Source organism: Plantactinospora sp. CA-294935 (genome assembly GCF_050936445.1).
GTDB lineage: Bacteria > Actinomycetota > Actinomycetes > Mycobacteriales > Micromonosporaceae > Plantactinospora.
In genome coordinates, this window is the sequence record NZ_JBNJMU010000001.1 from 3,832,695 (window position 1) to 3,858,470 (window position 25,776).

The following is a 25,776-nucleotide window of genomic DNA, read 5'->3' on the forward strand; positions in this document are numbered from 1 at the left end:
GTCACGCGACCGCTCGGGGTAGCCGGAGCGCCGCCGCCCGGTTGGCAGACGTCCCCGTGGGGACGGGCGTCCCGGTGGCGGCCGGCGTCCCGGTCGTGCGGAGCCCGCCGATCCAGCGCGCGACCAGTACCGCCGCCCCGGGCAGGCTCGCGACGAAGGCGAGTACCCCGTACACCACGGCGACGGTGAGGCCGAGCGAGGCGCCCAGCCCGGCGGCGCCGAAGGCCCAGGCGGTGACGCCCTCCCGGGGCCCCCAGCCGCCGACGTTCAGCGGCAGCGCCATCGCGATCAGGGCCAGCAGCATCAGGGGTACGAGCCGGGTGAGCGGCGCCGACGAGCCGGCGGCCCGGGCCGCGACGACGAACGTGCCGAGATGGCCGGCCAGCACCACGGCGGACGAGAGCGCGATCCCCGGCCAACTGTGCCGGGCGAGCAGCCCGAGCCGTACGTCGGAGACGGCGGTGCGGCACGCCCGAACCCACCGCGAGCCAACCGGCCGGTCCGGGTCCGGGTCGGTGCCGTCCGGAGCGGGACCGCCCCGCCCGGCGACGAGAGTCTGCCCGTCCCGGCGGCGGGGCCGGTCGAGCCGCCGTCGCGACCGCCGGACGAGCCAGCCGGCGAGACCGAGCACTCCGGCCACTGCCAGGACGGCGGCCACCAGCGGTCCGGTCCGGCCGAGCCCGGCCCGGGCCAGCAGCGGGGCGGGATAGGCGAGCAGCAGCACCACCAGCCCGACGGTGACCAGCACGATCTGCCCGGCGGAGCGTTCCAGCACCACGGCCCGGACACCCCGGCCGACGTCGTCCACGTCCTTGCCGTGCCGCACCGCCCGGTGCACGTCCCCGAGTACGCCGCCCGGCAGGGCCGCGTTGAGGAAGAGCCCCCGGTAGTAGTCGGCGATCGCCCTGCCCAGCGGCAACCGGATGCCGAGACCCCGGGCCACCAGGCACCAGCGCCAGGCGCTGAACACCGTGGTCAGCAGCCCGATCCCGAGCGCGGCGAGCAGGGTGCCGGCGTCGATCACCCGCAGCCCGTCCAGGAACGCACCGGTGCCGAGCCGCCACAGCAGGAAGCCGAGGATGGCGGCACCGCCGAGCAGGCGGGCCCAGGCCCAGAACGTACGCCTCACGACGCCGCCCGGTCCGCCGGAACTGCCCGCCATGCCGTCCTCGCCCCGCACATCCGCCAGCCTCCTTCACTCGGTTCTCGCAGTTATACGAGGCAACCGGGGCTGCGGTTCATCCGTTCGCGGCGAGCGGCCCGGCGCGGGGTCATCGGTACGCGGCGAGCGGCTCGGCGCGGGGTCATCGGTACGCGGCGAGCGGTCCGGCGCGGGGTCATCGGTACGTGGCGAGCAGGTCGGCATGCCCGACCACCACCCGCAGCTCACCGGCGGTCGCGGCGGCGAGCCGACGTTCCAGGTAGCCGGCGGCCGGGGTGGCCAGCTCCGGCCGCTGCTCGACGGCGGCGGCCACCCAGCCGCGCAGCCACTGCGCGGTCAGCTCCGCCTCCGCCGGGCCGAGCCGCCACGGGCTGGGCCGGACCCGCACCTCCGCCCCGAGCCGGCGGAACGCCTCGGCGGTCGCCTGCACGGCGTCCGGACCGAGCAGCCGCTGGCCGCCGGTGCTGCGCCGCTGGTGCGCGTTGAACGCGGCGGCGATCTCGGCGTCGAGCGGATCGGCCGGGGAGAACTCCACCTCGCCCAGCACGGAGAGGGTCAGCAGCGCCGGGCAGCCGGCGTCGACGCAGGCCGTGACGAGCCGCTCCACCTCGGCGAGGCTGAGCAGGTCGAGCAGGGCGGACGCGGTGACCAGCGACGCCCCGGCGAGGTCGTCGGCGGTCAGCCGGGTCAGGTCGCACTCCCGGGTCCGCACGCTGACCGGCGAGCCGTCGGCGGCGGTGGCCGGCAGGTGGTCCCGGGCGTGGTCGAGCAGCCCGGCTTCCCGGTCGTACAGCACCCAGTGCTGCGGACCGGGCAGCCGGCCGGCGAGCCAGCGCCCCATCGAACCGCTGCCGCAGCCCAGGTCCCGGATCACCGTCGGACCGGTGCCGGCCGGCAGGCCCCGCAGCGGCTCGACCAGCTCACTGGCCCGGGCCCGCGCGTCGGCCGGCTCCCGCAGGCCGAGCCAGGCCAGGCTGTACGGAGAATCGTCGTCCCCGCCGTCGGGTTGCCCGGTTCGCTCGCCGCGTTCAGTCATGGTTTCCCTTCACGTCTGCGTCCCACGGATCGTCGCCGGTCCGTGGTGACGGATCGTCGCCGGCCGGTGGCCGCCGAGGCGGTCCCGGTTGCCGGGCCAGCGCGCTCAGCACCTCGCCGAGGCGGGCGGCGGTGACCTCCCAGCCGGGCAGGTCGGCCCGGCGGTCCTGGGCGGCGGCCCGGAGCCGGTGGCGCAGCTCCGGCTCGTCGAACCAGCGGCGCAGCGCCCCGGCCAGCGCCGCCGGGTCACCGGGCGGCACCAGTAGCCCGGGTACGGCACCGTCCGGCGTTCGCCCGACCGCCTCCGGCAGCCCGTCCACCGCGCTGCCCAGCACCGGGATGCCCCGGGCCAGCGCCTCGGTGACGACCATGCCGTACGGCTCGGCCCGGGACGCCAGCACCAGCAGGTCGGCGGCGGCGTAGTCGGCGGCCAGCTCGGTGCCGGTACGCGGCCCGACGAACCGTATCCGGTCGGCCAGCCCGGCCGCCCCGGCGAGCCGGCGCAGCCGGTCGACGTGGCCCGGATCGCGGTCGACGGGGCCGACGCAGCGGCAGATCCAGGGCCGGTCCGGCATCGTCGCCAGCGCCTCGACCAGTACGTCGTGCCCCTTGCGCGGGATGACCGAGGCGACGCAGAGCAGGCTCGCGGCGCCCTCCGTACCCGTTGCCAGCGGTGCGGCCGCGACCCCGGGCGGCACGATGTGCACCCGCGCGGCGGGCAGCCCGTGCCGCTCCACCAGCCGGCGCCCGGTGTCGGCGCTGGTCGCCACGATCGCCGGGGCGGCCCGCAGGGTCTGCCGTTCCCACTCGTCGAGCCGGGCCGCCACCTCGGGCGGCAGCCCGGTCTCGTCACCCAGCGGCAGGTGTACCAGCACCGCCACCCGGAGCCGAACGGCAGCCGGGCCGACGACCTCCGGTACCCCGCAGGCGACCAGCCCGTCCAGCAGCACCACCGCGCCGTCCGGTACGCCGGCGAGCGCGCCGGCCAGCGCCACCCGCCCGGCCTCGGCGGGCCGGGGCCAACTACCCGGTACGGCGAGTTCGCGCACCCGCCAGCCGAGCCCGGTCAGCCCGGTGATGACCTGGCGGTCGTAGTGGTTGCCGCCGCTCGGGGTGGCCGGATCGTCGATGTCACCGGGCAGCACCACGTACGCGGTCCCGGCGCTCACCGTGCCGGCCATGTCCCCGGACGCACCCGGCCAGCCGGGATCCGGTCCGGTCACAGGGTCCGCTCGTAGCTGGCCCAGGCGATGTGCGACTCGTGCAGGGTGACGGTGATCCCGGTCAGCCCGCGCGCTCCCGCACCCAGCGAGCCCGCGTGCACCCGCTCGGCCAGCCGGTCGGCGATGATCTGGGCGAGCGCCTCGGTCGAGGTGTTGATCCCGGTCAGCGACGGCTCGTCGTCCAGGTTGCGGTAGTTGAGTTCGCCCAGCACCTCGGCCAACTGCGCGGAGGCCAGCCCGATGTCCACGACGATGTTGTCCGCGTCGAGTTCGGGACGGCGGAACGTGGCGTCCACCACGAAGGTCGCCCCGTGCAGCTTCTGCGCGGGGCCGAAGACCTCGCCCCGGAAGCTGTGCGCGATCATGATGTGGTCACGAACGGTGATGCTGAACAAGGATTCTCCTCCTGGTGTTTCCCGCTCGGGATGCGTGGTGACGGCTACCGGTCGGTGGTTGCGTCACCGTAGTCGACCCGGTGGCACAGGGCGGGCAGCTCGCCGCTGACCAGCCGGGGGAGTGTCTCCGGTAGCTCCTCGAAGTCGCACGCGCCGGTGATCAGGGCATCGAACGCCGGGTCGGCGAGCAGCTCCAGGGCGAGCCCGAGCCGGTCCGCGAAGGTACGCCGTCCGCGTACGTTCGGTGACACCGTGCCCACCTGACTGCTCCGGACGACCAGTCGGCGGGAGTGGAAGTTCTCGCCGAGCGGCACGCTCACCTGGCGGTCGCCGTACCAGCTCAGTTCGACCACGGTGCCTTCCGGGGCGAGCAGCTCCAGCGACCGGGTGAGCCCGGCCGAGGTGGCGCTGGCGTGCACCACCAGGTCACGGTCGCCGGCCGCCTCGGCGGGCAGTGCGAAGTCGACGCCGAGCGCGGCGGCGACGTCCGCCCGGCTGGGGTCCGCGTCGACCAGCTGCACCCGGGCGCCGGGGAACCGGGCGAGGACCCCGGCCACGGCGCTGCCGACCATCCCGGCCCCGACGACCGCGATCCGGTCGCCGACCAGGGGCCTGGCGTCCCAGAGCGCGTTCACCGCGGTCTCCACGGTGCCGGCGAGCACCGCCCGGGCCGCCGGCACCCCGTCCGGTACGACGGTGACCGCCGAGGCCGGCACGACGTACCGGGTCTGGTGCGGGTAGAGGCAGAAGACGGTACGGCCGACCAGGCGCTCCGGCCCCGCCTCGACGAGGCCGACGTTGAGGTAGCCGTACTTCACCGGGCCGGGAAAGTCGCCGTCCTGGAACGGGGCGCGCATCGTCGCGTACTGGCTGGGTGGCACCTTGCCGGCGAAGACCAGCGTCTCGGTGCCCCGGCTCAGCCCGGAGTGGAGGGTGCGGACCAGTACCTCGTCGGCACCGGGCGGCGCCAGCGGAACCGGCCGGATCTCGCCCCTGCCGGGTGCGGCAAGCCAGAAGGCCCGGGCACGCACTGTCATCAACTCCTTTCCCGGCGCGATGAACCGAACGCGGATGTTTTCCGTTTCCACGGGGGTGGGCAGCGGCAACGATACGCGGCGCGCTGATCGTGCCAAACCGTAACGGAGGAACGTTGACTGTCAGTGATCATCCGATCGCAACATCCCTGGTCCGGCTGCGTCCCGTGCGGCACCGGACAGTGTCCGCGCCGCTCGTCGACGGCCGCCCCGTACCGGTCCAGGTGGGCTCGGCGGCCGAGGTGGACGGGCCGGCGGTGGGGCTGGCCGTCCAGTTCGTCCTGCTGGCGGCGCTCTCCGCCACGGTCGGGCTGGGCCCCGCCGGCTGGTTGGCCGGTTCGGCGTACGCGGTGGTCACCTGGCTGCTGCTCGGTCGTGGAATGCGCCGGTCCGGCGCCCGGATGCTCGGCGCGGCCAACCAGGTGACCCTGGCCCGGGCCACCCTGGTCGGCGCGGTGACCGCGCTGGTGGCGGCCTCCTTCTGGTCGCCGGCCCCGGTCGGGCTGCTGGTCGCCGTGGCGGGGGTGGCGCTGGCGCTGGACTGGGTCGACGGTCAGGTCGCCCGGCGTACCGGCACGACCTCCGCGCTCGGCGCCCGGTTCGACATGGAGGTCGACGCCTTCCTCATCCTGGTGCTGAGCGCCTATCTCGCGCAGTCCCTCGGCGCCTGGGTACTCGCGATCGGCGCCCTGCGGTACGTCTTCGTCGCGGCCGCCTGGGCGCTGCCGTGGCTCAGGGCGGCCCTGCCGCACCGGTTCTCCCGGAAGACCGTCGCCGCGATGCAGGGCATCGTGCTCGCGGTGGCGAGTTCCGGCCTGCTGCCCGGTTCGCTGGCGTACGCCTCGGTCGGGCTGGCGCTGGCGCTGCTCTGCTGGTCTTTCGGCCGGGACGTCGGCTGGTTGTGGCGGGCCCGCCACCGGGACCCGGTGCCGACCGGCTTCCGCTGAACCTCTCCCACTCCTCCTCGCGGTCCGTGCTGGCCGCAGGTGACGGGCGGGGCGAACGCGTGGCGCCGTTCGGGTTGACGGGCTGCACCGATCCGGCGGGGGTCGGGCGGTGCGCGGCCGGTTGACGGGCTGCACCGATCCGGCGGTGCGCGGCCGGGCCTGCGCCGCGGTGCCGGCTGGTCCGCACCGCCCTTGAACGACTGTCAGCCGGGCGGCACCTGCCGCGTCCCGGCACGGTCGGTCAGCGGAAGCGCTCGATCGTCACCGGGATCAGCCCCGCCATCCTGGCCGCCGTGGTCAGCTCGCGCAGCAGCGGACCGATGGCGTCGTCGCGGCTGCCGGCCAGGTCGGCCGTCAGGTCCAGGCACCAGGCGGCGCCGGCACCGATCCGGCGTAGCTCCCAGGTGAAGGCGTCGGCGCCGATCCGGCGCCGAGCGGTGCCGACGACTCCGGCCAGGACGCCGGTGCTGTCGTGGCCGGGCGTCATCCGCCAGGTGGCGAGCAGTCCGGTCAGCTCGTCCGGGTCGAGCCCGGCGGTGAAGAGGACCCGGTAGACCCGGGTCTCGGCGAAGCCGGCGGTGGCCCGGGCGGGGTTCAGCCGCAGCGGCGCCGAGGTGGGCAGCCGGATGCCGGCGTCGAAGTATCCGCGCAGCACCTCCTCGCCCGGTAGTTCGCCCCCGCCGAGATGGCGGTAGACGAACTCGACCTCCTGCCGGTTGGCGCCGACGACCCGGTCGCGCAGTGCGGCGTCGGTACGTATGCCCCGGCTGAACGCCGAGGCGCCCCGCCAGCGGGAGCCGCCGGCCGTCCACCCGGTGCTGTCGAGCCGGACTGCCGAATGGTCTTCGCCCAACCCGAACTCCTCGACGAGGATCCCCGCCGGCCCGGCGAAGTCCCGGTTGTCGGGCCGGACCAGGTAGTAGTCCAGGTTCGATGCGGCGACGAGGGGTCTCGCCGCCGACCCCGGCCGGGATACGGCTCGGGACGGCCACCGGGCCGCACCGTCCGGTCTCGCGGATAGCGTCGACATGTCATGCATTCTCGGCCGGGGATCCGCTCCGGCGGCTGCGGCTCGCCCGGAGCGGTCGCCGGAAATGTTCCGAGTGGGTGGGCCTCGGAAAACTCAGCGGACCTCGGGCACGGTCGGCTCCTGCGCGTCGTAGCGGCCGAGGGTGCGCTGCCAGGCGGCCTGCCAGCGATCGTCGGCGATGATCCGCCGCAACGTCTCGGCGAGCCAGGCCCGGAACGGCTCGTCGTCCCGGCGCAGGCCGATCCCGTACGGCTGCGGGGCGAATGCCTGGCCCACCAGCCGGAATCCCGCGTCGCTGCCGGCGATCAGGCCCACCAGGGCCGGCCCGTCCCCGGTGATCGCGTCGACCCTGGCGCTCAGGAGCGCCTCCGCGCACTCCTGATAGCTGCCGAGCGACGTCATTGCCAACGACCGGCCGAGCTGCTCTGCGAGCCGGCTGCCGTGTGGAGTACCGGTGACGGTGCAGATCCGGCGGCCGGCCGGTATCGACTCCGGGCCGGTGATCGCGGTCTCGTCGGCGCGTACCAGCAGTCGCTGCCCCGGTAGGTGGTACGGACCGGCGAAGGCGACCCGTTGGGCGTGGGTCTCGGTGATGGTGTAGGTGGCGATGACGAGGTCGACCCGGCCCTGCTCGACGAGCTGCTCCCGGGCCGCCGACGGAGCCTCCGTCCACTGCACGTCGGCGGGGTCGAGGCCGAGTTCGACGGCGACCAGCCGGCCGATCTCCACGTCGAACCCCGTCATGGTCCCGTCGGGTTCGCGGTAACCGGTGCCGGGCAGGTCGAACCTGCTGCCGATCGTGATCCGCCCCGCTGCCTGCAACCGTCGCATGGTGGTGCCCTCGGCGAAGGTCGGCGACGCCTGCGCGCCGGGCGTGGGGCCGGCGGCGCCGTCGTCGGGCCAGTTCCACGGGCGCAGCACCACGGTGCCGACCAGGATGACCAGCAGCAACATTCCGGTGAGCAGGACCCGGCCGCGTTCCCGGGACGGCGCCGACCGGCCCGCAACGCCGGCCGACGGGTGGCTCCTCGACGCGGGGGCGGGCGTGCCGGGTACCGGCGCCGCGGGGCCGGCCGGTCGTGCCGCAGGCCCGGGCGGTGGCGCTGGAGCGGCGGCCGGTCGTGCCGTAGGCCCGGGCGGTGGCGTCGGAGCGGCGGGCGGTGCGGGGGCCGGGCCGGCCGGCAGCATGTCGTCCGGCGGCACCGCGAGGGCGCCCTCGGCCACCACGAGTTCCGGCTGCTCGGTGACGACCGGCGCCACCCCGAGGGCCCGGTGCAGCAGGGTGGCCGCCAGCGGGATCCGGCTCGCGCCCCCGACCAGGACGACCGTGGTCGGTCCCGCTCCGGGGCCGGCCGAGCGGACCGCCGCCACCGTCACCTCGACGGTGCGGTCCAGCACCACCCGGGCCAGTTGTTCGAACTCCTCCCGGCCGACCGGCACCGACTCGTCGAAGAGCGGGACGTGCAGGTAACCGACCGAGGTACGGCTCAGGCTCTCCTTCGCCCGGCGGGCCTCGTCCCAGAGACTCTGCGCGGCGCGGCGGTCGGCGTCGTCGTCCGGTGCGGTCAGCCGCCGCCACCGGACCGGATCGCGGTCCGCCAGCAGTCGGCCGACGTGCCCGACGAGCGCCGCGTCGAGATCCAGCCCGCCGGTCTGCGGCAGCCCGCTGGTGGCCAGCACGGTGAAGCCGCTCGTCGCGGTACGGCGGACCACGGTCGCGTCGAAGGTGCCCGCGCCGAGGTCGTAGATGGCGACGTGACCACCGGCCGGTACGGCCAGTTCACCGGCCCCCACCAGGTAGCTCGCGGCGGCGACCGGCTCGGCGGCGAGCCGGGGCTCGGGCAGGCCGGCCTCGACGGCGGCGGCCACCAGCAGCGACCGCCGGGTCGGCCCCCAGGTGGCGGGCACGGTGAGCAGCACGGACCCGAGTTCGCCCGGCCCCGCGACCCGGGCGGCCTCGTCGGCGACCCGGGCCAGCGTGGCGGCCACCAGCGAGGTGGCGGAGACCTCCCGGTCACCGAGCCAGAGAGTGCCGTCGCCGATGCGCCGCTTCGGGTGCGGCTCGAAGCCCTGTGGCCGCCGCCGGGCGGCGCCGGTGGCGTCCTGACCGGACAGGACCGTGCCGCCGTCCTCCACACAGGTGGCCGAGGAGAGCAGCGGCGAACCGTCGAACAGCAGCGGACGGGTACGCCCGTCCGGCCAGCGCAGCACGGCCACCGTGTGCGACGTGCCGTAGTCCACACTCAACCGGAACCCACCGTCCGCCACCCCGGCAGCCTAGTCGGCCGTCGGCGATGCCTGATGCCCTGGCGCGGTCGTGGCGCCGTCGGCGAGGGCCGGTGCGGGCGACAGAGGTCGAGAACGGGACGGCGGCTCCGACCTCTGCTGCGTGGTGCCCCGCCGGGGTGCCGCCGCGCCCCGTCGACGAGGGCGCGACATCGTGACCTGGAAAGGAAGATCATGGGACAGCAGGTGGTGCACTTCGAGATCATCGGCACCGATCCGGCGGCGCTCCGCAGCTACTACGGTGAACTCTTCGGCTGGCGGTTCGGCGTCGGCGACGCCGCCACCGAGGCGGTCTCCGCGCCGGGCGAGTACGGCTTCGTCGACGCAAGCGCGACCGGCGACGGCACCGGGATCAACGGCGGTGTCGGCGGCGGCGCCGGATACCAGCGCCGGGTCCTGGTCTACGTGGGTGTCCCCGACGTCGAGGTGGCCCTGCGCAAGGCCGAGAGCCTCGGCGGTACCCGGGTGCTGGGTCCGGCCCCGGCCAGCGGCTGACCGCTCGCGGTCGGGCACTTCACCGATCCCGAGGGCAGCCTGATCGGGGTTGCCGGCCCGCCGCGCTGACCGGCGACCTCTGACGGCGCCGTCCGACGTCCGCCGGACGGCGCCTACGGCGTGCGGCCGCGTCCGGTGCCGCCGCTGCCGGGCCGCCTGGGCTACCCCGGCGGCAGCAGGGCGGCCGCGTCCGGCCAGACGCAGCGCAGCTTGGCCGGCCTGCCGTTGAGCCGGCCCGGCACGTCGCCCGGCGGCCGGGTGTACGACCGCTCGGCGAACCGGCCGCCGAGCGCGGAGTAGAAGCCCCGGGCGGCGGTGTTCTGCTCCAGCACCCACAGGTACATCGCGTCCGTGGCGCCGCGCTCCAGCACCGTGCCGGCCGCCCGGCGCATCAGCGCGGCGCCGACGCCGTGCCGGTGGTGTGCCCGGGCCACGTGCAGGTTGTCCACCAGGGAGCCCCACCGGGCGTCGTCGTCGAGGACGACGTGGACGAAGCCGGCGAACTCGGCGGCGATCTCGGCGAGCACCGTGACCGCCTGCGGTGCCGGGTCCGCCAGCCGGGCCGACCAGACCGCCAGCCGGTCGGCGAACACGTCACCGTCCAGGTAGGAGTCCGTGTACGCGCCCCGGTAGTGCCGGCGCCAGCTCTCGGCGTGCAGCCCCGCGACCAGCTCGGCGTCGCCGGCTGTCGCATCCCGGAACGACACGGCCGCCACGCTCATCCGCCACCCTCCGTCGCGCCGGCCGCCCGCACGCCCGACCTTGCCCCGTCGACCACCGGACGCTACCAGCCGGCCTCACGCGGCTCCCGCGCATTCTGCCCCGGCCGGGGACAGGCCGGGGCGGGTGCCTGCCCGGAACCTTCGTCAGGTCCGGTGGGACGACTGTCCGGCTGGGACGCCCGGCCCGCCGGGCGGGTGCCCGTCCGGAACCTTCGTCAGGTTCGGTGGGACGGCTGTCCGGTAGGGACGCCCGGCCCGCCGGGAGGGCCCAGGCCGGCGATCCGGGCGCGTACCCGCGCCGCGTCGGGGTGGCCGATGTCGGTGAGGATGGCCAGCGCCGCCCGCCACGCGCTCAGTGCCGCTCTCGGGTCGCCGGCGTCGAGTTGGGTGTCGCCGAGACTGGTCAGCGCGTCGGTCTCGCCGTACCGGTCGTCGGCGGCCCGGAAGAACTCGACCGCCCGTTGATAGCAGGCGATGGCGTCCGGGTGGTTGCCCAGCCCGTGGTACGCGTACCCGAGGCTGTCCCAGGCGTTGGCCAGTCCACTGACGTCCTTCTGTTCCTCGTGCAGCCGGACCGCCTCCCGGCACCGCTCGAGCGCGACGTGGTAGTCGCCGAGCTGCGCGTGGTACCACCCGGTGGCGTTCAGTGCGCTCGCCGTGCCCACCCGGTTACCGGCGGCCCGGAACAGTTCGAGTGCCTTCTCGGTGTGCGCCAACGCCCGGTCGTGCCGGCCCTGCCGGGCGTACGCGCGCCCGATGCCGCGCTCAGTACTCGCCTCGCCGGCCGGGTCACCGAGCTGACGGAACAGGGCGAGGGCCTGCCGGAGCTGCTCGTGCGCCTCGTCGGCCCGGGACATCCGCAGGTAGACCAGGCCCAGGAAGCGGTGTGCCTGCGCCTGCCCGAGGTCGTCGCGGTCCGCGTTCGACTCCAGGGCCCGCTGCTGCACGTGCACCCAGTCCTGCCAGTGCACCCGGCGGTTGAGGAACATGCTGACCGACCAGGCGAGCTGCCAGGTGTGGGTGGACCGGCCGGCGTCCGCGGCCAGGTCGATCACCCGGAGCAGGACCAGCCGTTCGGCGTCGAACCAGGCGAGTGCCGACTTCTCGTCGGCGAACCGCTCCGGCTCGGCCCCGGGCGCCGGCTCGGCCGGCGTGATGGAATCGCTGCGGACGTAGAGCCGCCGGTCGGCCTCGTACGCGGCGTGCAGGTAGTGGTCGAGGATGCGGTCCAGCGCCTCCGCGCGCTCGGCCGGCGGGGCGTCGGCCTCGGCGAGTTCTCCGGCGTAGGCCCGCAGCAGGTCGTGCAGGGTGTACCGGCCGGGCTCGTCGGTGGCGACGAGGTGCGCCCGGTGCAGTTCGTCGAGCAGGCGCCGGACGGTCCGGCGGGTGGTACCGAGCAGGCTGGCCGCGGCCGGCACGGTGATAGTCGGCCCCGGGTGCAGCCCGAGGTGCCGGAAGAGTCGCGCCCCCTCGACGCTCAGCGTCCGGTACGAGCAGAAGAAGACCGCCCGCAGGTCGGTGGCCGGGTCACCGGCGCTGAGGGTGTCGAGGTCGCCGGCCTCCGCCAGCTCGGCGGCGAGCGAGGCCAGCGACCGTCCCGGGTGTGACACCGCCAGCGCGGCGGTGACGGCGAGCGCGAGCGGCAGCCGGGCGCACCAGCCGATGAGCTGCTCGACCGCCTCCGGCTCGGTGCCGGTCCGGTCGTCGCTGATCCGGTCGGCGAGGAAGTCCCGGGCCTCGTCGAGGGTGAACAGGCCGAGCGGGACGGGGTGCGCGCGGTCGGTGGCGACCAGTCCGCGCAGGCTGTCCCGGCTGGTGATCAGGGCCATGCTGCCGGTGGCGGTGGGCAGCAGCGGCCGGACCTGCTCGGCATCCCGGGCGTTGTCCAGCAGCACCAGCAGCCGGCGGTCGGCGATCAGGCTGCGGTAGAGGCCCTGCTGCCCGAGGTAGCTCTCCGGGATCCGCTCGGGGCGTACCCCGAGGGCCTCCAGGAAGGCGCGGATCGCCGCCGCCGGATCGAGTACGGCGCCGGCCCGGTCGTATCCCCGGAGGTTGAGGTGGAGCTGCCCGTCCGGGAAGTGCGACGCCACCCGGTGCGCCCAGTGCACGGCGAGGGTGGTCTTGCCCACCCCGGCCGTACCGTGGATGAGCGCGACCGTCGCGCCCGGCTCGTCGGCGGAGAGCAGCTTGTCCAGCGCGGCCAGCTCGCCGGTGCGTCCGACGAACGCCGCCACCCGGGTCGGCAGTTGCGCGGGCGGCGGTGCCGGGGGCGGGGCGTCCCGCTGGTCGTCCCGGAGCGCGTGGTCGAGGGCCGCCGCCAGCTCGGCACCCGGATAGAGCCCCAGCTCGTCGTCGAGTCGGGCGCGGATCCGGTGGAACGCGTCGACCGCGGCGGCCCGCTGGCCGGATCCGGCGAGCGCGCGGACCAGTCGCGCGTGCAGCGGCTCGTGCACCGGTTCCAGCTCCACGAGTACGCCGAGCCGGCGCACCACCGCCGCCGCCTCCCCCTCGGCCAGGGCCAGGTCGGCGTAGTCCAGCGCGGCGGTGATCCGGCGCTGGTGCAGGGCGACCGCCGCCGGGTGCTGTCCGAGCTGGTCCGGCAGGTCGGCGCCGACGGGGCCACGCCAGCAGTCCAGCGCCTCGGCCAGCCGCTCGACGTCCGGCCGGCCAGTGCCGGTGTCCTCGGTGAGCTGTCGGAACCGGAGTACGTCGAGCTGCCGGGCGTCGGCGGAGAGCCGGTAGCCGACGGCCGTGCTGTCGATCCGCGGCATCCCCGGCCCGGCCGGCAGCAGCCTGCGCAGCCGGGCCGCGTACGTGTGCAGCAGGTTCTGCCAGGTCGCCGGTGGGGTGTCGGGCCACAGCACGTCGGCGATCTCGTCGCGGCCGACGTCGCTGCCGGGCTGGACGGCGAGCAGGGCGAGCATGCAGCGCGGTTTCGCCGCGGTCAGCGGCACCGGCTGGCCGCCCCGGCTCAACCGCAGCGGACCGAGCACGGCGAGCCGTACCGAGCCGGCCGGCTCATCCGGTTCCGGCTGGCCGAGGTCGTCGTCTCCGCGCAACCCCAGGGCCCTGGCGAGTTGATGGACCGAGGCGCCCCGGTCGGCGCCGGGGCGCTCGCCCTCGACGTTGCGTACCGTCCGCACGCTCAGCCCGGCACGCCGGGCCAGCTCCTCCTGGGTCCAGCCCAGTTCCTTGCGCCGGCTCCGCACGTACTGTCCCCAGGCCACGTCCCGCACTGACCCTGCCCCCCACCGACCGGCACCGATAACGCCGGCTGCGTCGCCGATGCCGGATACGCTCCATTCTGCCTGGTCATCGACGAGCCGCACTGCCGGTTCCGCTCCTGATCCGCTCCACGACGCCTCGATACGTTTTCCGTGTCCACATTGGTTCGGGCCACGACCGGGCGGCGGGGGCGTTCGGTGACGGACGGAACGACTGGTGGTCGGCTCGCTCAACGGGGGGTGGCGCCGGCCGGTTCACCGCCCGGTCGTCGGTCCGGACCAGCCGCCCTGTCACGCATCCGACTCCGTTCCCGGGCGTGGCCCGCGCAGGAGCGCCAACCTGAGCCCGTGCCCGGCGCGCGCCGTGACAGGGCGCCGTCGGACCGACGACCGGAGGGCGGACGACCGGAGGGCGGACCGATCCGACGAACGAAGGAGCGGCGATGACAGCCGGAGCAGACCAGCGGGTGTCCGGGAGCCGCTCGTGGGTCGGGGCGATCAGTCGATCCGGGCAGGGAACTCCGGTCGACGGGTTGGCGGCGACCCGCTGACGTGAGGTTGCCCGGGACGGGTGCGGGCGGGGCACCCGGGCAGTGGGCGGGGCACCCGGGCAGTGGGCGGGGCACCCGGGCAGTGGGCGGGGCACCCGGGCAGTGGGCGGGGCACCCGGGCAGTGGGCGGGTCCGGCCCGGACCGCGGCGGTCCGCCTAGACTTGGCCGCGCAACGCGGAGGAGAGTCGTCGTGCCCCTGACCAGTGACACCCGTCCGGCGCCGACCGGCGAGGCCCGGCCCGCCGAGGGCCAGCCCGAGACCCCGTTCCTGGTGGTCGACCCGGAGCGGGTGGGCCGGAACATCGTGCGGCTCCGCTCCCGGCTGGTCGGGTTGGGCACCCCGCTGCGGCCGCACGTCAAGACGGCGAAGTCGCTGGCGGTCGCCCGGCTGCTCTTCGACGGCGAGCCGGGGCCGATCACCGTGTCGACGCTGCGCGAGGCGGAGGTCTTCGCCGCGCAGGGCTACACCGACATCCTGTACGCCGTCGGGCTCGCCCCGCAGAAGCTGGACCGGGTGGTGGCGCTGCACCGCGCCGGGGTGCAGCTCCAGGTGCTGCTCGACAGCGTCGCCCAGGCCGAGGCGGTGGCCGCCGTCTCGACCCGGACCGGGGTACGCGTCCCGGCGCTGATCGAGATCGACTGCGACGGGCACCGGGGCGGGTTGCGCCCGGACGACCCGACGGCGGTGCGGATCGCCGAGACGCTGGAGCGGGGCGGAGCCGAAACCCGAGGTGTGCTGCTGCACGCGGGCGGGTCCTACCACAGCCGCTCCCGGGCGGAACTGGTCGCGGCGGCGGAGAACGAGCGGGCCAGCGGTGTCCGGGCCGCCGCCGGGCTCCGGGCCGCCGGCTTCGCCGCGCCGGTGGTGAGCGTCGGCTCGACCCCGACCGCGCACTTCGCGGCCGACCTCACCGGGGTCACCGAGGTCCGGGCCGGAAACTTCGTCTTCTTCGACCTGGTGATGGCCGGGATCGGCGTCTGCACCGTCGACGACCTGGCGATGTCCGTCGTGGTGACGGTCATCGGGCACCAGCCGGAGAAGGGCTGGATCGTCACCGACGGCGGCTGGATGGCCACCTCGCGCGACCGGGGCACCTCCGCGCAGCCGGTCGACCAGGGTTACGGCCTGGTCGCCCGGCTCGACGGGCCGCTCTATCCGGACCTGGTGATGACCGACGCCAGCCAGGAACACGGCATCCTCACCGTCCGCCCGGGCAGCCCCGCCGCGCTGCCCGACCTTCCGGTCGGTACCCGGGTTCGGATCTTGCCGATCCATGCCTGCGCGACCGCCGCCCAGCACGACGAGTACCTGGTGCTCGACCCGGCCACCGGCACCGTCACGGAGATCTGGCCCCGGCTGCGCGGCTGGTAGCCGAGGCGGTCGTCACCCGCGTCAGCACGGCCCGGCAGGCCGGCTCCCCGCCGCCGACCGGGGTAGATGAATATCGGTGCAACTGGCCGGTGCGCCACCGGTGCCGGCCCGAGCCACGGGGTGGGGTCGGCTGACCCGGATTCCTGACCCGGATTCCTGACCCGGCTGCCGGGAGTTGCCGGCCCCGACCGCCGCCCGGTGGCCGATCAGTCGAGGAAGGCGAGGACGACGACTCCGAGCCCCAACGGCACGTCCAGCAGCATGCAGAACTCTGCCAGCGACCGGGGTACGACCTGGTTGCGTCGGTAGTGGACGAGGTCCCACACCGCGTGGCTCGCCAGTAGCAGGCCGGCCAGTACGAGTCCGGCGCGGGGCGCGACGGCGAGCGTGGCCACGGCGAGGCCGCCGTACCCGATCAGGGCCCCGACCTGCGCGGTGAACGCGGGACGGGGTGCCCGGCCGAGCAGGCCGACCAGGACCAGCGCGACCGCCGCGATGCCGAGACCGGCCCACCAGGCCAGTCCGGTGATCTTGCTGACCGCGATCACCAGGCTCCCGCCCGGAATTCCCGCCCAGGCCACCCACGGTCGGTCGAACGCGGCGGCGCCGAGGTAGCAGAGCGTGGCCACACCGACCACGATGGCCACCGACTCGTGATCCGCGCCGAGCACCAGTTGCGGTACGGCGACCGCCAGTCCGAGCAGGCTCGGCCAGCGGTGCAGGACGGCGTGCCAGCGCGGCCCCCCGGCCCGGGCGGTACCTACCGACGAGCGATCCACGCCCTGGCCTCCTTACCGCCGGCAGTTCTCCGGTCCGTCCCTCCGACCGGGGTAGCGGTCCGGTTTCGCCGCCGACCGGCTCCGTCCGTGTCCCCGGTTTCGCCGCCGACCGGCTACCTCCGCCCGCTGAGTCTGACGGTCGGCGGCTTCAGATCGGCTTCATGCCGTCCCGGGACGATCAGCGCGGTCTTCGGTTCGTCGGCTCCGCTCCGAAACAGGCCAGTGACCTGCCACTTCATCGTCACCGAAGAGTTGCCGAAACCTCGCCGGCCACCGTTGTCGGCAGTTGCCCGGGCCGACCGTCGACCCGGAACGAGAAGGGAACAAGGCGATGACTCGCACGAACCGCTGGTTCGCCCTGGCCGGTGCCGCCGCGATGGCGGTGGCCGCCCAGGCCGGGATCCAGCTTGCCGGCGCCGGCCCGGCCGCGGCGGTGACCGGCATCGAGAAGGTGACGTCGCCGCTGTCGGCGATCGACTCGCAGCAGACCCACACCGCCCGGGCCCAGTGCCCGGCCGGCAAGTGGGTGATCGGCGGCGGAGGATGGGCCTTCGCGGTGGCCGCCGCAGACAGCGCCAAGGTGACCCTGGTGCAGCTCTTCCCGGAGCACCGCACCGACGGTACCCGGGACAGCTACGTGGTGACCGGCTCGGAGACCACGGCCGCGATGACCGGCGACTGGTGGGTGCAGGCGTACGCCATCTGCGCCAGCCCGTCCGGACTCTCCGGCTACGGCGTCGTGGGTACCCAGAACTCGGCGACCTCGTCTCCGGTCGAGTTGGAGGCGCGGGCGGTCTGCGGCACGAGGCGGGCCCTCGGCGGGGGCGCCCGGATCGTCAACCCGGGGCGTGACGTGGCACTCCAGGTGTCCCGGGCCTCGGCCAGCGGCGACATCTTCCGGGCGACCGCGCACGAGGACGCGGACGGTTACGCCGGCAACTGGACCGTGGACGCGTACGCGGTCTGCGTGAACCAGCCGGCCGGCTACCAGGTGGTCACCACCGCCTCGGCGCAGAGCGACTCGGAGTCGGAGAAGATCGCGTTCGCGCACTGCCCGAGCGGTACCCGGGTGCACGGTGCGGGTGCGGCGATCTCCGACACCGCCCCCGGTGGCGTGTCCCTCCAGGTGGTCTACCCGGCCAACGCGCTCGACGACGTCGAGGCGTTCGCGGTGGAGAACACTCCGGTCAGCCAGGACTGGGACTTCATCGTCAGCCAGGCGATCTGTGCCTCCTGACCCGAGCGGGCCGTCGCCGACCAGGGCGGCGGCCCGCGCAGCGGCTTCCGGTCCGGGCGCAGCGGCTTCCGGTCCGGGCGCAGCGGCTTCCGGTCCGGGCGCAGCGGCTTCCGGTCCGGGCGGAGCGGCTTCCGGTACGGCCGGTCGGCAGGCACGGGCGCCGGCTGGCCGCCGTCAGCTCCGGTACGGCCGGTCGGCAGCCATGGGCGCCGGCTGGCCGCCGTCAGCTTCCCGGAGGCCGGCCCGGCCCGGCGGCGTCCGGCCGTCCGGCGGCACGGACGGCGGTACCCGCGGAGAGTACGCTCTGCACCCGGCCGGCCTCCTGCACCCCGAGCAGGAGCCGGCGGACCCGGTCGGCGTCCGGATGGCCCATCTCGTCGTACAGCACCAGGGCACGTGTCCACGCCTGCACGGCGGCGGGGATCTCGCCGCCGCCGTCCAGCGCCTCGCCGAGGCAGGTCAGCGTCTCGGCGGCGCCGGCCCGGTCGCCGACCTCGGCGAAGAGGTCGAGCGCGCGACGGCAGCCGGCGACGGCCGCCCCGAACGCCCCGGCGGCGCATTCGAGATAGCCGAGGCTCTGCCAGTTCGTTGCCGCCCCGTGCCGGTTGCCGATCTCCTCGTTGAGCCGGAGCGCCTGCCGGCACAGCTCCCGGGCCTGGTCGTACTCGCCGAGCCGGGTCAGCATGCAGGCGATGTTGTTCAGCGACCGGGCCTGTCCGGTCAGGTGACCGGCCTCGCGATAGAGGTCGAGCGAGCGCCGGTCGTGGTGCAGCGCAGCCAGGTCACGACCCTGCTGTTCCAGGATCCGCGCGATGTTCACCTGCGTCTGCGCCTGGTTGGCGCGGTCGCCGACCGCGACGAACAGCCGCGCCGCCTCGGCGAGGTGGGTCCGGGCCTGGTCGAGGCGGCCGAGCTGGGTCTGGGCCCGGCCCAGATTCCGGTGTACGTGCGCCTGCGCCGCCTCGTCGCCGATCCGGCCCGCCGCCTCCAGCGCGGTACTCTGCACGGCGACCTGGTCGTGCCAGTACCCGCTGAGGTTGAAGAAGCTGGTCAGGCTCCAGGCCAGCTCCCAGCAGTGCCGGTCGAACCCGGTCCGGCCCGCCCAGTCGACCAGGGCGTGCAGGGTCGGGTGCTCGGCGCGCAGCCACGCTCTCGCCCCGGCCTGGTCGGCGAAGGACTCGGGCCCGGCACCCGGCACCGGCTCGGCCAGCACGATCGGATCCCGGTGCGGATAGAGCAGCCGGTCGGCCGCGTACGCGGTGTGCAGGTAGTGGTCGAGCAGCCGGTTGGCCGCCGTACGCCGGTCGGTGGCGGTCTCCTCCACCTCGGCCCGTTCGGCGGCGTACGCCCGCAGCAGGTCGTGCCTGGCGTACCGGCCCGGCGACCGTTCGTCGAGCAGGTGCGCCTGGGCCAGTTCGGTCAGCGACCGGCGTGCCGCCCCCACCGGCAGGCCGGCGAGGCTGGCCACGGCCGGCGCGGTCAACTCCGCTCCGGGGTGCAGCCCGACCAGCCGGAACAGTCGTGCGGCGGTGGGGTGCAGCGCCCGGTACGACCAGGAGAAGACCGCCCGGACGTCCGCCGCCGGTTCGCCGCCGTCGAACGGGTCGAGGCTGCCGCCGGCGGTCCGCAGCTCGGCGGAGAGGTCGGCGAGGCGGAAGCCCTGGTGGGCGGCGGCCCGGGCGGCCACCACGGCCAGCGCCAGCGGCAGTCGCGCACACCTGGCCACGATCTCGTCCACCGCGGCCGGCTCGTCGGCCACCCGGTCGGCGCCGAGTCGCCGGGCCAGGAAGCGGCGGGCCTCGGCCGGCCGGAACAGGTCGACGGTGACCGGCCTGGCACCGTCGATCGCGACCAGGCCGGCGAGCCGGTTCCGGCTGGTCACCACGGTGGCGCAGCCGGGTGCGCCGGGCAGCAGCGGGCGCACCTGCGCGGCGTCCCGGGCGTTGTCGAGGACGACCAGCATCCGCCGGCCGGCAACCAGGCTGCGGTAGAGCGCGGTCTGCGCGGCGAGCCCGACCGGTATCCGCCGGGCGGCGACGCCGAACGCGTCGAGGAAGCCGCGCACCGCCTCCGCCGGGTCCACCACCACGCCGTCCGGGTCGAAACCGCGCAGGTTGACGTAGAGCTGCCCGCCGGGGAAGCGGCCGGCGCTGCGGTGTGCCCAGTGCACCGCGAGCGCGCTCTTGCCCACCCCGGCGGAGCCGGAGACCACGGCCGTGGCGCCGATGCCCGGGCCCGGGTCGACGAGCCCGTCCAGCTCGGTCAGCTCGTACTCCCGGCCGGTGAACGCGGCCGGCGGCGCCGGCAGTTGCCGCGGCACGGACGGCGCTCCAGTCGCGGCGGTGCCGGCCGGTGCCGGTTCCGGGGCCGGCACCGGCGGGCTCTCCAGCGCCGGGTCGCTGGTCAGGATCCGCTGGTGGAGCCGTTGCAGCGTCGGCGCCGGGTCCATGCCCAGCTCCTCGGCCAGCCGGGACCGGACGTCCTGGTAGTGCCGGAGCGCGTCGGCCTGCCGGCCACAGCGGTACAGCGCGGTCATCACCTGCCCGGCGATCCGCTCGTCGAACGGGTACGCGGCGGCGCGGGCGGCCAGCCCACCGAGGAGTTCGGCATGCCGGCCGGCGGCCAGGGCGAGATCGGCCAGGTCGAGTTCGGCGGCCAGCCGCTCGGCCGCGAGCGCGGTACGGATCCCGGCCAGCCAGGGCGTGTCGAGGCTGCCGAAGGGTTCGCCCCGGCACAGCGACAGCGCCGTTTCGAACAGTGCCGCCGCGGTTTCCCCGCCGGTGTGCGCCGCCGGCGTTCCGCCGCTGGTGCGCGGCCCCTCGGGCCGGGCGAGGGCGCGGGCCCGGGCGAGCAGCCGGTGGAACCGGTGCAGGTCGACCGCGTCCGGGTCGACAGTCAACAGGTACCCGTCGGACCGGCGGGTGATCGCGAGCCCGCCGCTGCCGCCGAGCAGGGTACGCAACCGGGACACGTACCCGGACAGGGCGTTGCGGGCGTGCCGGGGCCGCTGCTCGCCCCACACCCGGTCCAGCAGCCGGTCGGCCGGCACGATCCGGTTGGCGTCGACCAGCAGCGCCGCCAGTACGCACCGCTGCCGCGCGTGCCCGAGATCGACCTGCCGCCCGTCGACCCGGGCCCGCACGTCGCCGAAGAGCAGCAGCTCCACCGCCATTGCCGGCCGTACCTCCTGACCCGGGCCACGTTCCGTGACGCCGTGACAGCAGGATGCCGCACCGTACCCGCACCCAGCAGCCTATTTCGCGACTGCCGCCCGGTCACCGTCCCCGCCCGGTCACCGTCCCCGCCCGGTCACCGTCCCCGCCCGGTCACCGTCCCCGGCCGGTCACCGGGACGCGCCGGCCTCGCCGGCCGGTGGCTTGGCCGGCGGGTGGCGTGGCCGGCGGCCGGCGGCCGGCGGCGCTGGGCACGGTCAGCACATGAAGTGCGGCAGCAGGGTGCTGAACCGACCCGGGGCGGTGTCGCCGACCAGGCGTGCGCAGCCGAGCCGGAGGCGCCGGTAGCCGAAGGAGAGCGGGATGAGGCCGGGGACGAGGACCCGCACCACGGAGATGCCGCAGTCGGCCAGCTCCGGCGGGGTCAGGTCGCAGGAGTAGCCGGACAGCCCATTCCCGCCGAGGACCCCGAGCACTGTGTCGAGCGCGTGGCCCGGACTTGGGCCGGGCCGGCTGCGGCCGGTGCCGGAGACGAGGGTGTCCGCGAGGAACGCCCGGAGCACGTCGTGCAGCGGCCCGTCGTCGTAGAGCGCCGCATGCTGCTCGGCCCGGCGTACCTGGTCGAGCGGCAGGTGCGGATAGCGGCCCGTCCGCGCCCCGGGACGCAGCGCGGAGCCCAGTTCGACGACGGCGTGCTCCGCCGCCGCGTCTGGATCCGGATGGGTCCCCAACCCGTACCGGAAGGCCCGGCCGCGCAGCGCGATCGCCAGGAAGGTGGGGACGGCGATGTCCCGGTCGACCCGGGCCACCCGGCCGACGTAACCGGTCCGGGCCAGTTCGGCCATGGCCCGGGCCGCGGCCTCCGGCAGCTCCCCGAGGGGTACGACGGGTGCGGCCGGGCGGCGGTGCCAGAGCAGCATCGCCGCGTCCCGCTCCACCACCTCGCAGAGTGCCGCCAGGCGGGCCCGGCCCGGCTCGGTGTGCGCGGCCGATCCGCTCGACGTCTCGGCGACGAGTGCGGGCCGGCCGAGCGGGGCGCGCGGATGGACGAACTCCACCGGCACCAGCCGCCGGGCCCCGGTGACCAGGTCGGCGACCGGCAGCCACTCCAGCGGCGCCCGCGCGTCGAAGGCGGCGAGCCCGAAGCCGGGCTGCCGGTACTGGGCCGGGGCGTAGAGGCCGAGGTCGGGCGGGTACAGCGCCACGTCGCCCAGCCCCGCGTAGCTGTCCCGGGTCACCGAGGCAGCGCAGCGGCCGAACTGTGCCCAGCGTTCGGCGCACTCCAGCGCGGCCACCAGCCGGGCGTGCGCCGGGGTGGGCGCGGCGCCGAAACCGTCGACGACCTGCCCGCCGACGGCGATCCTGGCGTGCGCCGTGGCGGCCGCCGGGCGTACCGGGCCGGTGCGGGTACCGTCGCTGACCACCATGCCGAGCCGCCGGACCAGCTCCGCCACCCGCCCGTCCACTCAGGACCGCCCGTCTGGCGGCACCGGCTCGGCGGTCCGCCCGCCGTCAGGGGTGTCCGGGGCGGGGCCGAACGCGATGGCGTACACCACGGTCTCGGTCGGGTACGCCAGCCCGGCCGCTCCGGCCGCCGCCTTCTCGTCGTACCCGCAGTACGGCCGCCCGGCGACGCCGAGCACGGTGCCGAGCAGCAGCAGGTTCTGTGCGATCTGCCCGGCCTCCAGCAGCGCGAGCCGGTACGCCCTGCCGCCGTACCGGGCCAGGCTCGGCCGGGCGAAGTCGACGGTGAGCAGTACGACCGCGGCGGTGTCGCCCGGTGGCAGGTCCGGCAGCCATCGGGCCGGTTCCGTCATCGGGGTCGCCGCCGCCCGGCGGGACAGCGCGTGCGCGAGTGGCAGGTACCGGTATCCGGCGGCTGGCAGCCCCGCGACCCGGACCGCCACCACGTGCGTCTCGACCGGGTAGAGCCGGCCACCGGACGGATATGTCCGGCCCGGCCCCGCCCATTCGCTCCCGGCCGCCCCGCCGACCCGCTCCACCACCCCGCCCGCCCCACCGCCCGGTGTCGTCGGCCCACCCGGATCGGCGCCGGCGGTGGCGTTCGGCGCGGCGTGCGTGTCGGCGGTGGCGTTCGGTGCGGCGTGCGTGTTTGCGGTGCCGTTCGGTGCGGCAGGCAGGCCGGCGGTGCCGTTCGTTTCCGGGCCGGTGTCGGCGGTGCCGGTCGTCCCCGCGCCGGCGCCGAGGAGGGTGCCGAGCATCGCCAGCGGGACCGGTCCGGTGCCGAAACGCCCGGCGGAGCGCCGGTCCCGCAGCGCCCGGCCGAGCGGCGCGGCACCCGGTGCGGGCGGCGGCAGCCGGACGATCGGCCCGGTACCGGCCTCCCGGGCCAGGAAGGCGCTGTCGGCGCCAGGCACCGCAGGCAGCTCCAGGTGACCTCCGACGGTCCGGCCGTGCAGGTCCAGCAGGTGTCCGGTCAGCGGGTCGGCGAGCACCGCACCGTGCCGCTCCAGCAGTGCCAGCAGGTGCCGTACCGCCGTCGGTGCCCCGGCCAGCTCCCGCCGTGGCCACGGTCTGGTCGACCATCCGGCCAGCCACTCGGCGGCCGGACCCGCACCGGGTACGTGCAGCACCTCGGCACCGTCCCGCAGCAGCACCGCGTCGCCGTCCCGGACCAGTACCGCCATGTCGTCGGCGAGCCGGGCCAGCGCGGTCACGGCGGCACCGCCGCGGTCCCGCCCGCCCGGGCCGCCGCCAGCAACGCCTGGAGGCAGAACGCGGCGGTGGCCGTCGGGCTCCGGTACGACACCCTGCCGTCCCGGGTCGGGAACTCGATCCACGGCCCGGCCGGCCAGCCGCCGTCGACCCGCTGACCGGCCCGTAACCACCCGGCTCCGCCGGCGATCGCGTCCCGGCATCCGTGCGGGTCGAGGGCGCAGAGCCCGAGTACGGCGAACGCGGTGGACAGGCTCGCCCGGTCACCGTCGTCCCAGCCGCCGTCGGGGTGTTGCCGCGCCAGCAGGAAGTCCCGGGCCCGGCCGCACTGCTCCGGCCAGCCGGGCACCGCCGCCAGCACCGTCGAGGCGCGGAACGTGCCGTAGTACGGACCGGCGTACCAGGCGCTGGTCCAGGAGCCGTCGGGCTGCTGGGCACCGGCCAGGTAGCGGGCACCGGCGGCGACGACCCGGCCGTACCGGATCGGATCGGTGCGGTGCAGCGCGACGAGCAGGTTGGCGACCACCTCGGGATGCGCGCCGCCACCGCCGACGACCTCGACGTACCGGGCCATCTCGACGTCCCGCGCACCGCCCCGGCGGTGGTCGACGATCCAGGTCGGTACCGCCCCGCTGCCGTCGCCGCCGTCCAGGGCGACCCGGACCGCCTCGTCGCAGGCGGCGGCGAGCGGCCGGCCGCCCAGCCGGGCGAGGGCCTGCATCACCTGGGCCAGGTCGTCGGTGTCCGGTGGCAACTCGGGGAGGCTGCGCAGGTAGTTCCAGCCGCCCCGCACGTCGGGGTGCTTGCCGAGCAGCAGTCCGACGGCCTCGGCGCAGAGCACGCCGTGCGGGACCGGCAGCCCCGCGTCGTACGCGTCGACCAGCGCGTCGAGGGCGACCGCCCGGGCGAAGACCAGGTCGGAGTGGGTCTCGGTCCGCTCGGCGCCGACCCGGCCGCGCGGCAGGGTGAGCGCGTGCCGTGCCCCGGGGTGGCCGCCGGCCCGGTCGACCAGCAGCCGGGTCACCGCCGCCCGGGCCGCCCGGCCGTCGGCGCCGGCCAACTCGACCGGCGGTGCGGCCCGGCGTTCGTCCTCGTCCCAGCGCAGCCACCGGGTTGCCACCTCGGCGGCGAACTCGTCGTCGGTCCCGCCGGTCGGCCGGACGATCGCGCCGAGTTCGGCGGCGGCCCGGTCGATGGTGGCGTAGACGGCCGGGTCGGAGAGCCAGCCACCGTCCGGCCAGCCGCGCAGCAGGTGCAGGTTGGGCCGACCCGCGCGGGCATCGTCCACCAGGTCGGCCAGGTCGTCGGCGAGGCAGAAGACCAGGCCGAGCCGCCGGGCGGCCCGGTGCAGGATCTGCGGCGGCGGGTCGTCGGCACGGTGGGCCAGGGCCACCATCTGGGCGATCGCCGTCGAGGGCCCCGCCGACTTGAGCCAGGTGGCGGCCAGCAGTCCGGGTACGTCCCGTGCGGTGCCGCCCGGACCGCCCTGAGCGCCCGCACCGGTCACCGCGCGCTGCGCCTCCAGCAGCGAGTGCAGCGTGCCGCGCAGCCTGGTCCAGGCCGGCGTGTTTCCGGACCGCCCCAACACCCGGCCGGCGAGCGCCGTCCAGGCCCCCATCAACTCTACGGCGGTACGCGCCGACGGGTGCCCGTACGTCCGGCGGCGGAACGCGTCGAGCGTCGCCGTACGCCCGTTCCCGCCGCCGAGCAGCGACCGCAGCGCCGGTGGGGTCAGCGCCGCGAGAAGGCGCCGGTCACCGGCGTCGCCGACCGTGTCGATGGTGGCGATGGTGGCGTTGAACAGCCCACCGAGCAGTCCCACCTCGCTCGCGGTGTCGTCGTCGGCACCACCGGCGATCCGGTGCAGCAGCCGGGCGTGCCGTTCGCCGATCGCCAGCATCGCGGGGAGCCGTTCGGTCACCGGGCCGGTGGTCTGCCGCCACGCCGCGTCCAGTTCGGGCCAGCGGGCCGGCAGCACGCTGCCGACGAGTTCGTCCCGGCGGACCACCTCGGCCGCGACGCTGCGGCCGAGCGTGGCCAGGTCGGGGCGGAAGCCCCGGGCCGACAGCGCGGTCCGGGCCACCGCGGCGACGTGCCGGGTCGACAGTGCCCCGCCGTAGCGGCTCGGGACCCAGCCCGGGGCAGCCACGGCGGAGCCGCCGCCCGACACCGCGGACGGGACGGTGGTCATGACCAGCAGTTGCCGTAGGTCGGTGGCGGTGGGGGCTGCGGGCAGAGGCTCGCCCACATCGACTCGTAGTAGTCGGTGTTGCCGTAGAGGGTGTAGTAGCCGGGTGCGCCGACGCCGAAGTTCTGGCCGTAGCCGATGTACATGTCGTACCAGCCGTTACCGGCGTTGGCGGCGGCCACGCTGAACCAGGCGTTCAGGATCGGTGCCTGGGTGTTGCAGTCGAAGACGTGGATCCACATGTCG

Annotated in this window: 19 protein-coding genes; 4 read left to right on the forward strand and 15 right to left on the reverse strand. The window is 75.6% G+C overall.

What is annotated here, in order from left to right; translation table 11 throughout:
* Position 1: 1 nt before the first annotated feature.
* The 5 genes from ACQEVC_RS17235 to ACQEVC_RS17255 all read right to left on the reverse strand — a co-directional run bounded on the left by ACQEVC_RS17235 (position 2) and on the right by ACQEVC_RS17255 (position 4,852).
* The gene (locus tag ACQEVC_RS17235; RefSeq protein ID WP_432891477.1) at positions 2-1,162 is read right to left on the reverse strand and encodes a lysylphosphatidylglycerol synthase transmembrane domain-containing protein; all 1,161 of its coding nucleotides are present in this window, start codon (positions 1,160-1,162) and stop codon (positions 2-4) included.
* Positions 1,163-1,337: 175 nt separating this feature from the next.
* Positions 1,338-2,198: a methyltransferase domain-containing protein gene (locus tag ACQEVC_RS17240; protein WP_432878456.1), complete on the reverse strand. Its 861-nt coding sequence runs from the start codon at positions 2,196-2,198 to the stop codon at positions 1,338-1,340.
* Complete coding sequence (locus ACQEVC_RS17245; RefSeq protein WP_432891480.1) at positions 2,191-3,378, reverse strand: glycosyltransferase family 4 protein; 1,188 nt, start codon at positions 3,376-3,378, stop codon at positions 2,191-2,193. The genes ACQEVC_RS17240 and ACQEVC_RS17245 overlap by 8 nt, the downstream gene beginning before the upstream one ends.
* Before the next feature lie 38 nt (positions 3,379-3,416).
* Complete coding sequence (locus ACQEVC_RS17250; RefSeq protein WP_432878459.1) at positions 3,417-3,815, reverse strand: 6-pyruvoyl trahydropterin synthase family protein; 399 nt, start codon at positions 3,813-3,815, stop codon at positions 3,417-3,419.
* Positions 3,816-3,859: 44 nt separating this feature from the next.
* Positions 3,860-4,852: a zinc-dependent alcohol dehydrogenase gene (locus ACQEVC_RS17255; protein WP_432878462.1), complete on the reverse strand. Its 993-nt coding sequence runs from the start codon at positions 4,850-4,852 to the stop codon at positions 3,860-3,862.
* Positions 4,853-4,965: 113 nt separating this feature from the next.
* On the opposite strand from ACQEVC_RS17255, the gene ACQEVC_RS17260 reads away from it, so the two are divergent.
* Positions 4,966-5,796 (forward strand): CDP-alcohol phosphatidyltransferase family protein, encoded by an 831-nt coding sequence (locus ACQEVC_RS17260; RefSeq protein ID WP_432878465.1) that lies wholly within the window; start codon positions 4,966-4,968, stop codon positions 5,794-5,796.
* A 241-nt stretch (positions 5,797-6,037) separates the two neighbouring features.
* Here ACQEVC_RS17260 and ACQEVC_RS17265 read toward each other — a convergent pair whose 3' ends face one another.
* Entirely contained in the window at positions 6,038-6,826 is a 789-nt protein-coding gene (locus ACQEVC_RS17265) for a hypothetical protein (RefSeq protein ID WP_432878468.1), read from the reverse strand.
* A 93-nt stretch (positions 6,827-6,919) separates the two neighbouring features.
* Positions 6,920-9,094, reverse strand: a complete 2,175-nt coding sequence (locus ACQEVC_RS17270) for an Hsp70 family protein (protein WP_432878471.1) — start codon at positions 9,092-9,094, stop codon at positions 6,920-6,922.
* 192 nt (positions 9,095-9,286) lie between these two features.
* On the opposite strand from ACQEVC_RS17270, the gene ACQEVC_RS17275 reads away from it, so the two are divergent.
* Positions 9,287-9,607, forward strand: coding sequence for a VOC family protein (locus ACQEVC_RS17275; RefSeq protein ID WP_432878473.1), 321 nt, complete (start codon positions 9,287-9,289; stop codon positions 9,605-9,607).
* Between the two features lie 161 nt (positions 9,608-9,768).
* Here the strand turns inward: ACQEVC_RS17275 and ACQEVC_RS17280 are convergent, their stop codons facing one another.
* Both ACQEVC_RS17280 and ACQEVC_RS17285 read right to left on the reverse strand, forming a co-directional pair.
* Positions 9,769-10,329, reverse strand: coding sequence for an N-acetyltransferase family protein (locus ACQEVC_RS17280; RefSeq protein WP_432878476.1), 561 nt, complete (start codon positions 10,327-10,329; stop codon positions 9,769-9,771).
* A gap of 215 nt (positions 10,330-10,544) precedes the next feature.
* Positions 10,545-13,565, reverse strand: coding sequence for a BTAD domain-containing putative transcriptional regulator (locus tag ACQEVC_RS17285; RefSeq protein WP_432878478.1), 3,021 nt, complete (start codon positions 13,563-13,565; stop codon positions 10,545-10,547).
* 730 nt (positions 13,566-14,295) lie between these two features.
* Here ACQEVC_RS17285 and ACQEVC_RS17290 point away from each other — a divergent pair.
* Entirely contained in the window at positions 14,296-15,477 is a 1,182-nt protein-coding gene (locus ACQEVC_RS17290; RefSeq protein WP_432878481.1) for an alanine racemase, read from the forward strand.
* A gap of 206 nt (positions 15,478-15,683) precedes the next feature.
* Here the strand turns inward: ACQEVC_RS17290 and ACQEVC_RS17295 are convergent, their stop codons facing one another.
* On the reverse strand, positions 15,684-16,256 hold the full coding sequence (locus ACQEVC_RS17295; RefSeq protein WP_432878483.1) for a hypothetical protein: 573 nt from the start codon (positions 16,254-16,256) through the stop codon (positions 15,684-15,686).
* Between the two features lie 331 nt (positions 16,257-16,587).
* On the opposite strand from ACQEVC_RS17295, the gene ACQEVC_RS17300 reads away from it, so the two are divergent.
* On the forward strand, positions 16,588-17,493 hold the full coding sequence (locus ACQEVC_RS17300) for a hypothetical protein (RefSeq protein ID WP_432878486.1): 906 nt from the start codon (positions 16,588-16,590) through the stop codon (positions 17,491-17,493).
* Positions 17,494-17,716: 223 nt separating this feature from the next.
* On the opposite strand, the gene ACQEVC_RS17305 is transcribed toward ACQEVC_RS17300, so the two are convergent.
* The 5 genes from ACQEVC_RS17305 to ACQEVC_RS17325 all read right to left on the reverse strand — a co-directional run bounded on the left by ACQEVC_RS17305 (position 17,717) and on the right by ACQEVC_RS17325 (position 25,772).
* Positions 17,717-20,665, reverse strand: coding sequence for an AfsR/SARP family transcriptional regulator (locus ACQEVC_RS17305; RefSeq protein WP_432878489.1), 2,949 nt, complete (start codon positions 20,663-20,665; stop codon positions 17,717-17,719).
* A gap of 258 nt (positions 20,666-20,923) precedes the next feature.
* The gene (locus ACQEVC_RS17310) at positions 20,924-22,120 is read right to left on the reverse strand and encodes a YcaO-like family protein (RefSeq protein WP_432878492.1); all 1,197 of its coding nucleotides are present in this window, start codon (positions 22,118-22,120) and stop codon (positions 20,924-20,926) included.
* Between the two features lie 12 nt (positions 22,121-22,132).
* Entirely contained in the window at positions 22,133-23,344 is a 1,212-nt protein-coding gene (locus tag ACQEVC_RS17315; protein ID WP_432878494.1) for a nitroreductase family protein, read from the reverse strand.
* The gene (locus ACQEVC_RS17320) at positions 23,341-25,533 is read right to left on the reverse strand and encodes a hypothetical protein (protein ID WP_432878497.1); all 2,193 of its coding nucleotides are present in this window, start codon (positions 25,531-25,533) and stop codon (positions 23,341-23,343) included. The genes ACQEVC_RS17315 and ACQEVC_RS17320 overlap by 4 nt, the downstream gene beginning before the upstream one ends.
* Entirely contained in the window at positions 25,530-25,772 is a 243-nt protein-coding gene (locus tag ACQEVC_RS17325) for a hypothetical protein (protein WP_432878499.1), read from the reverse strand. Before ACQEVC_RS17325 ends, ACQEVC_RS17320 begins: the two co-directional genes overlap by 4 nt.
* Between the last annotated feature and the right edge of the window lie 4 nt (positions 25,773-25,776).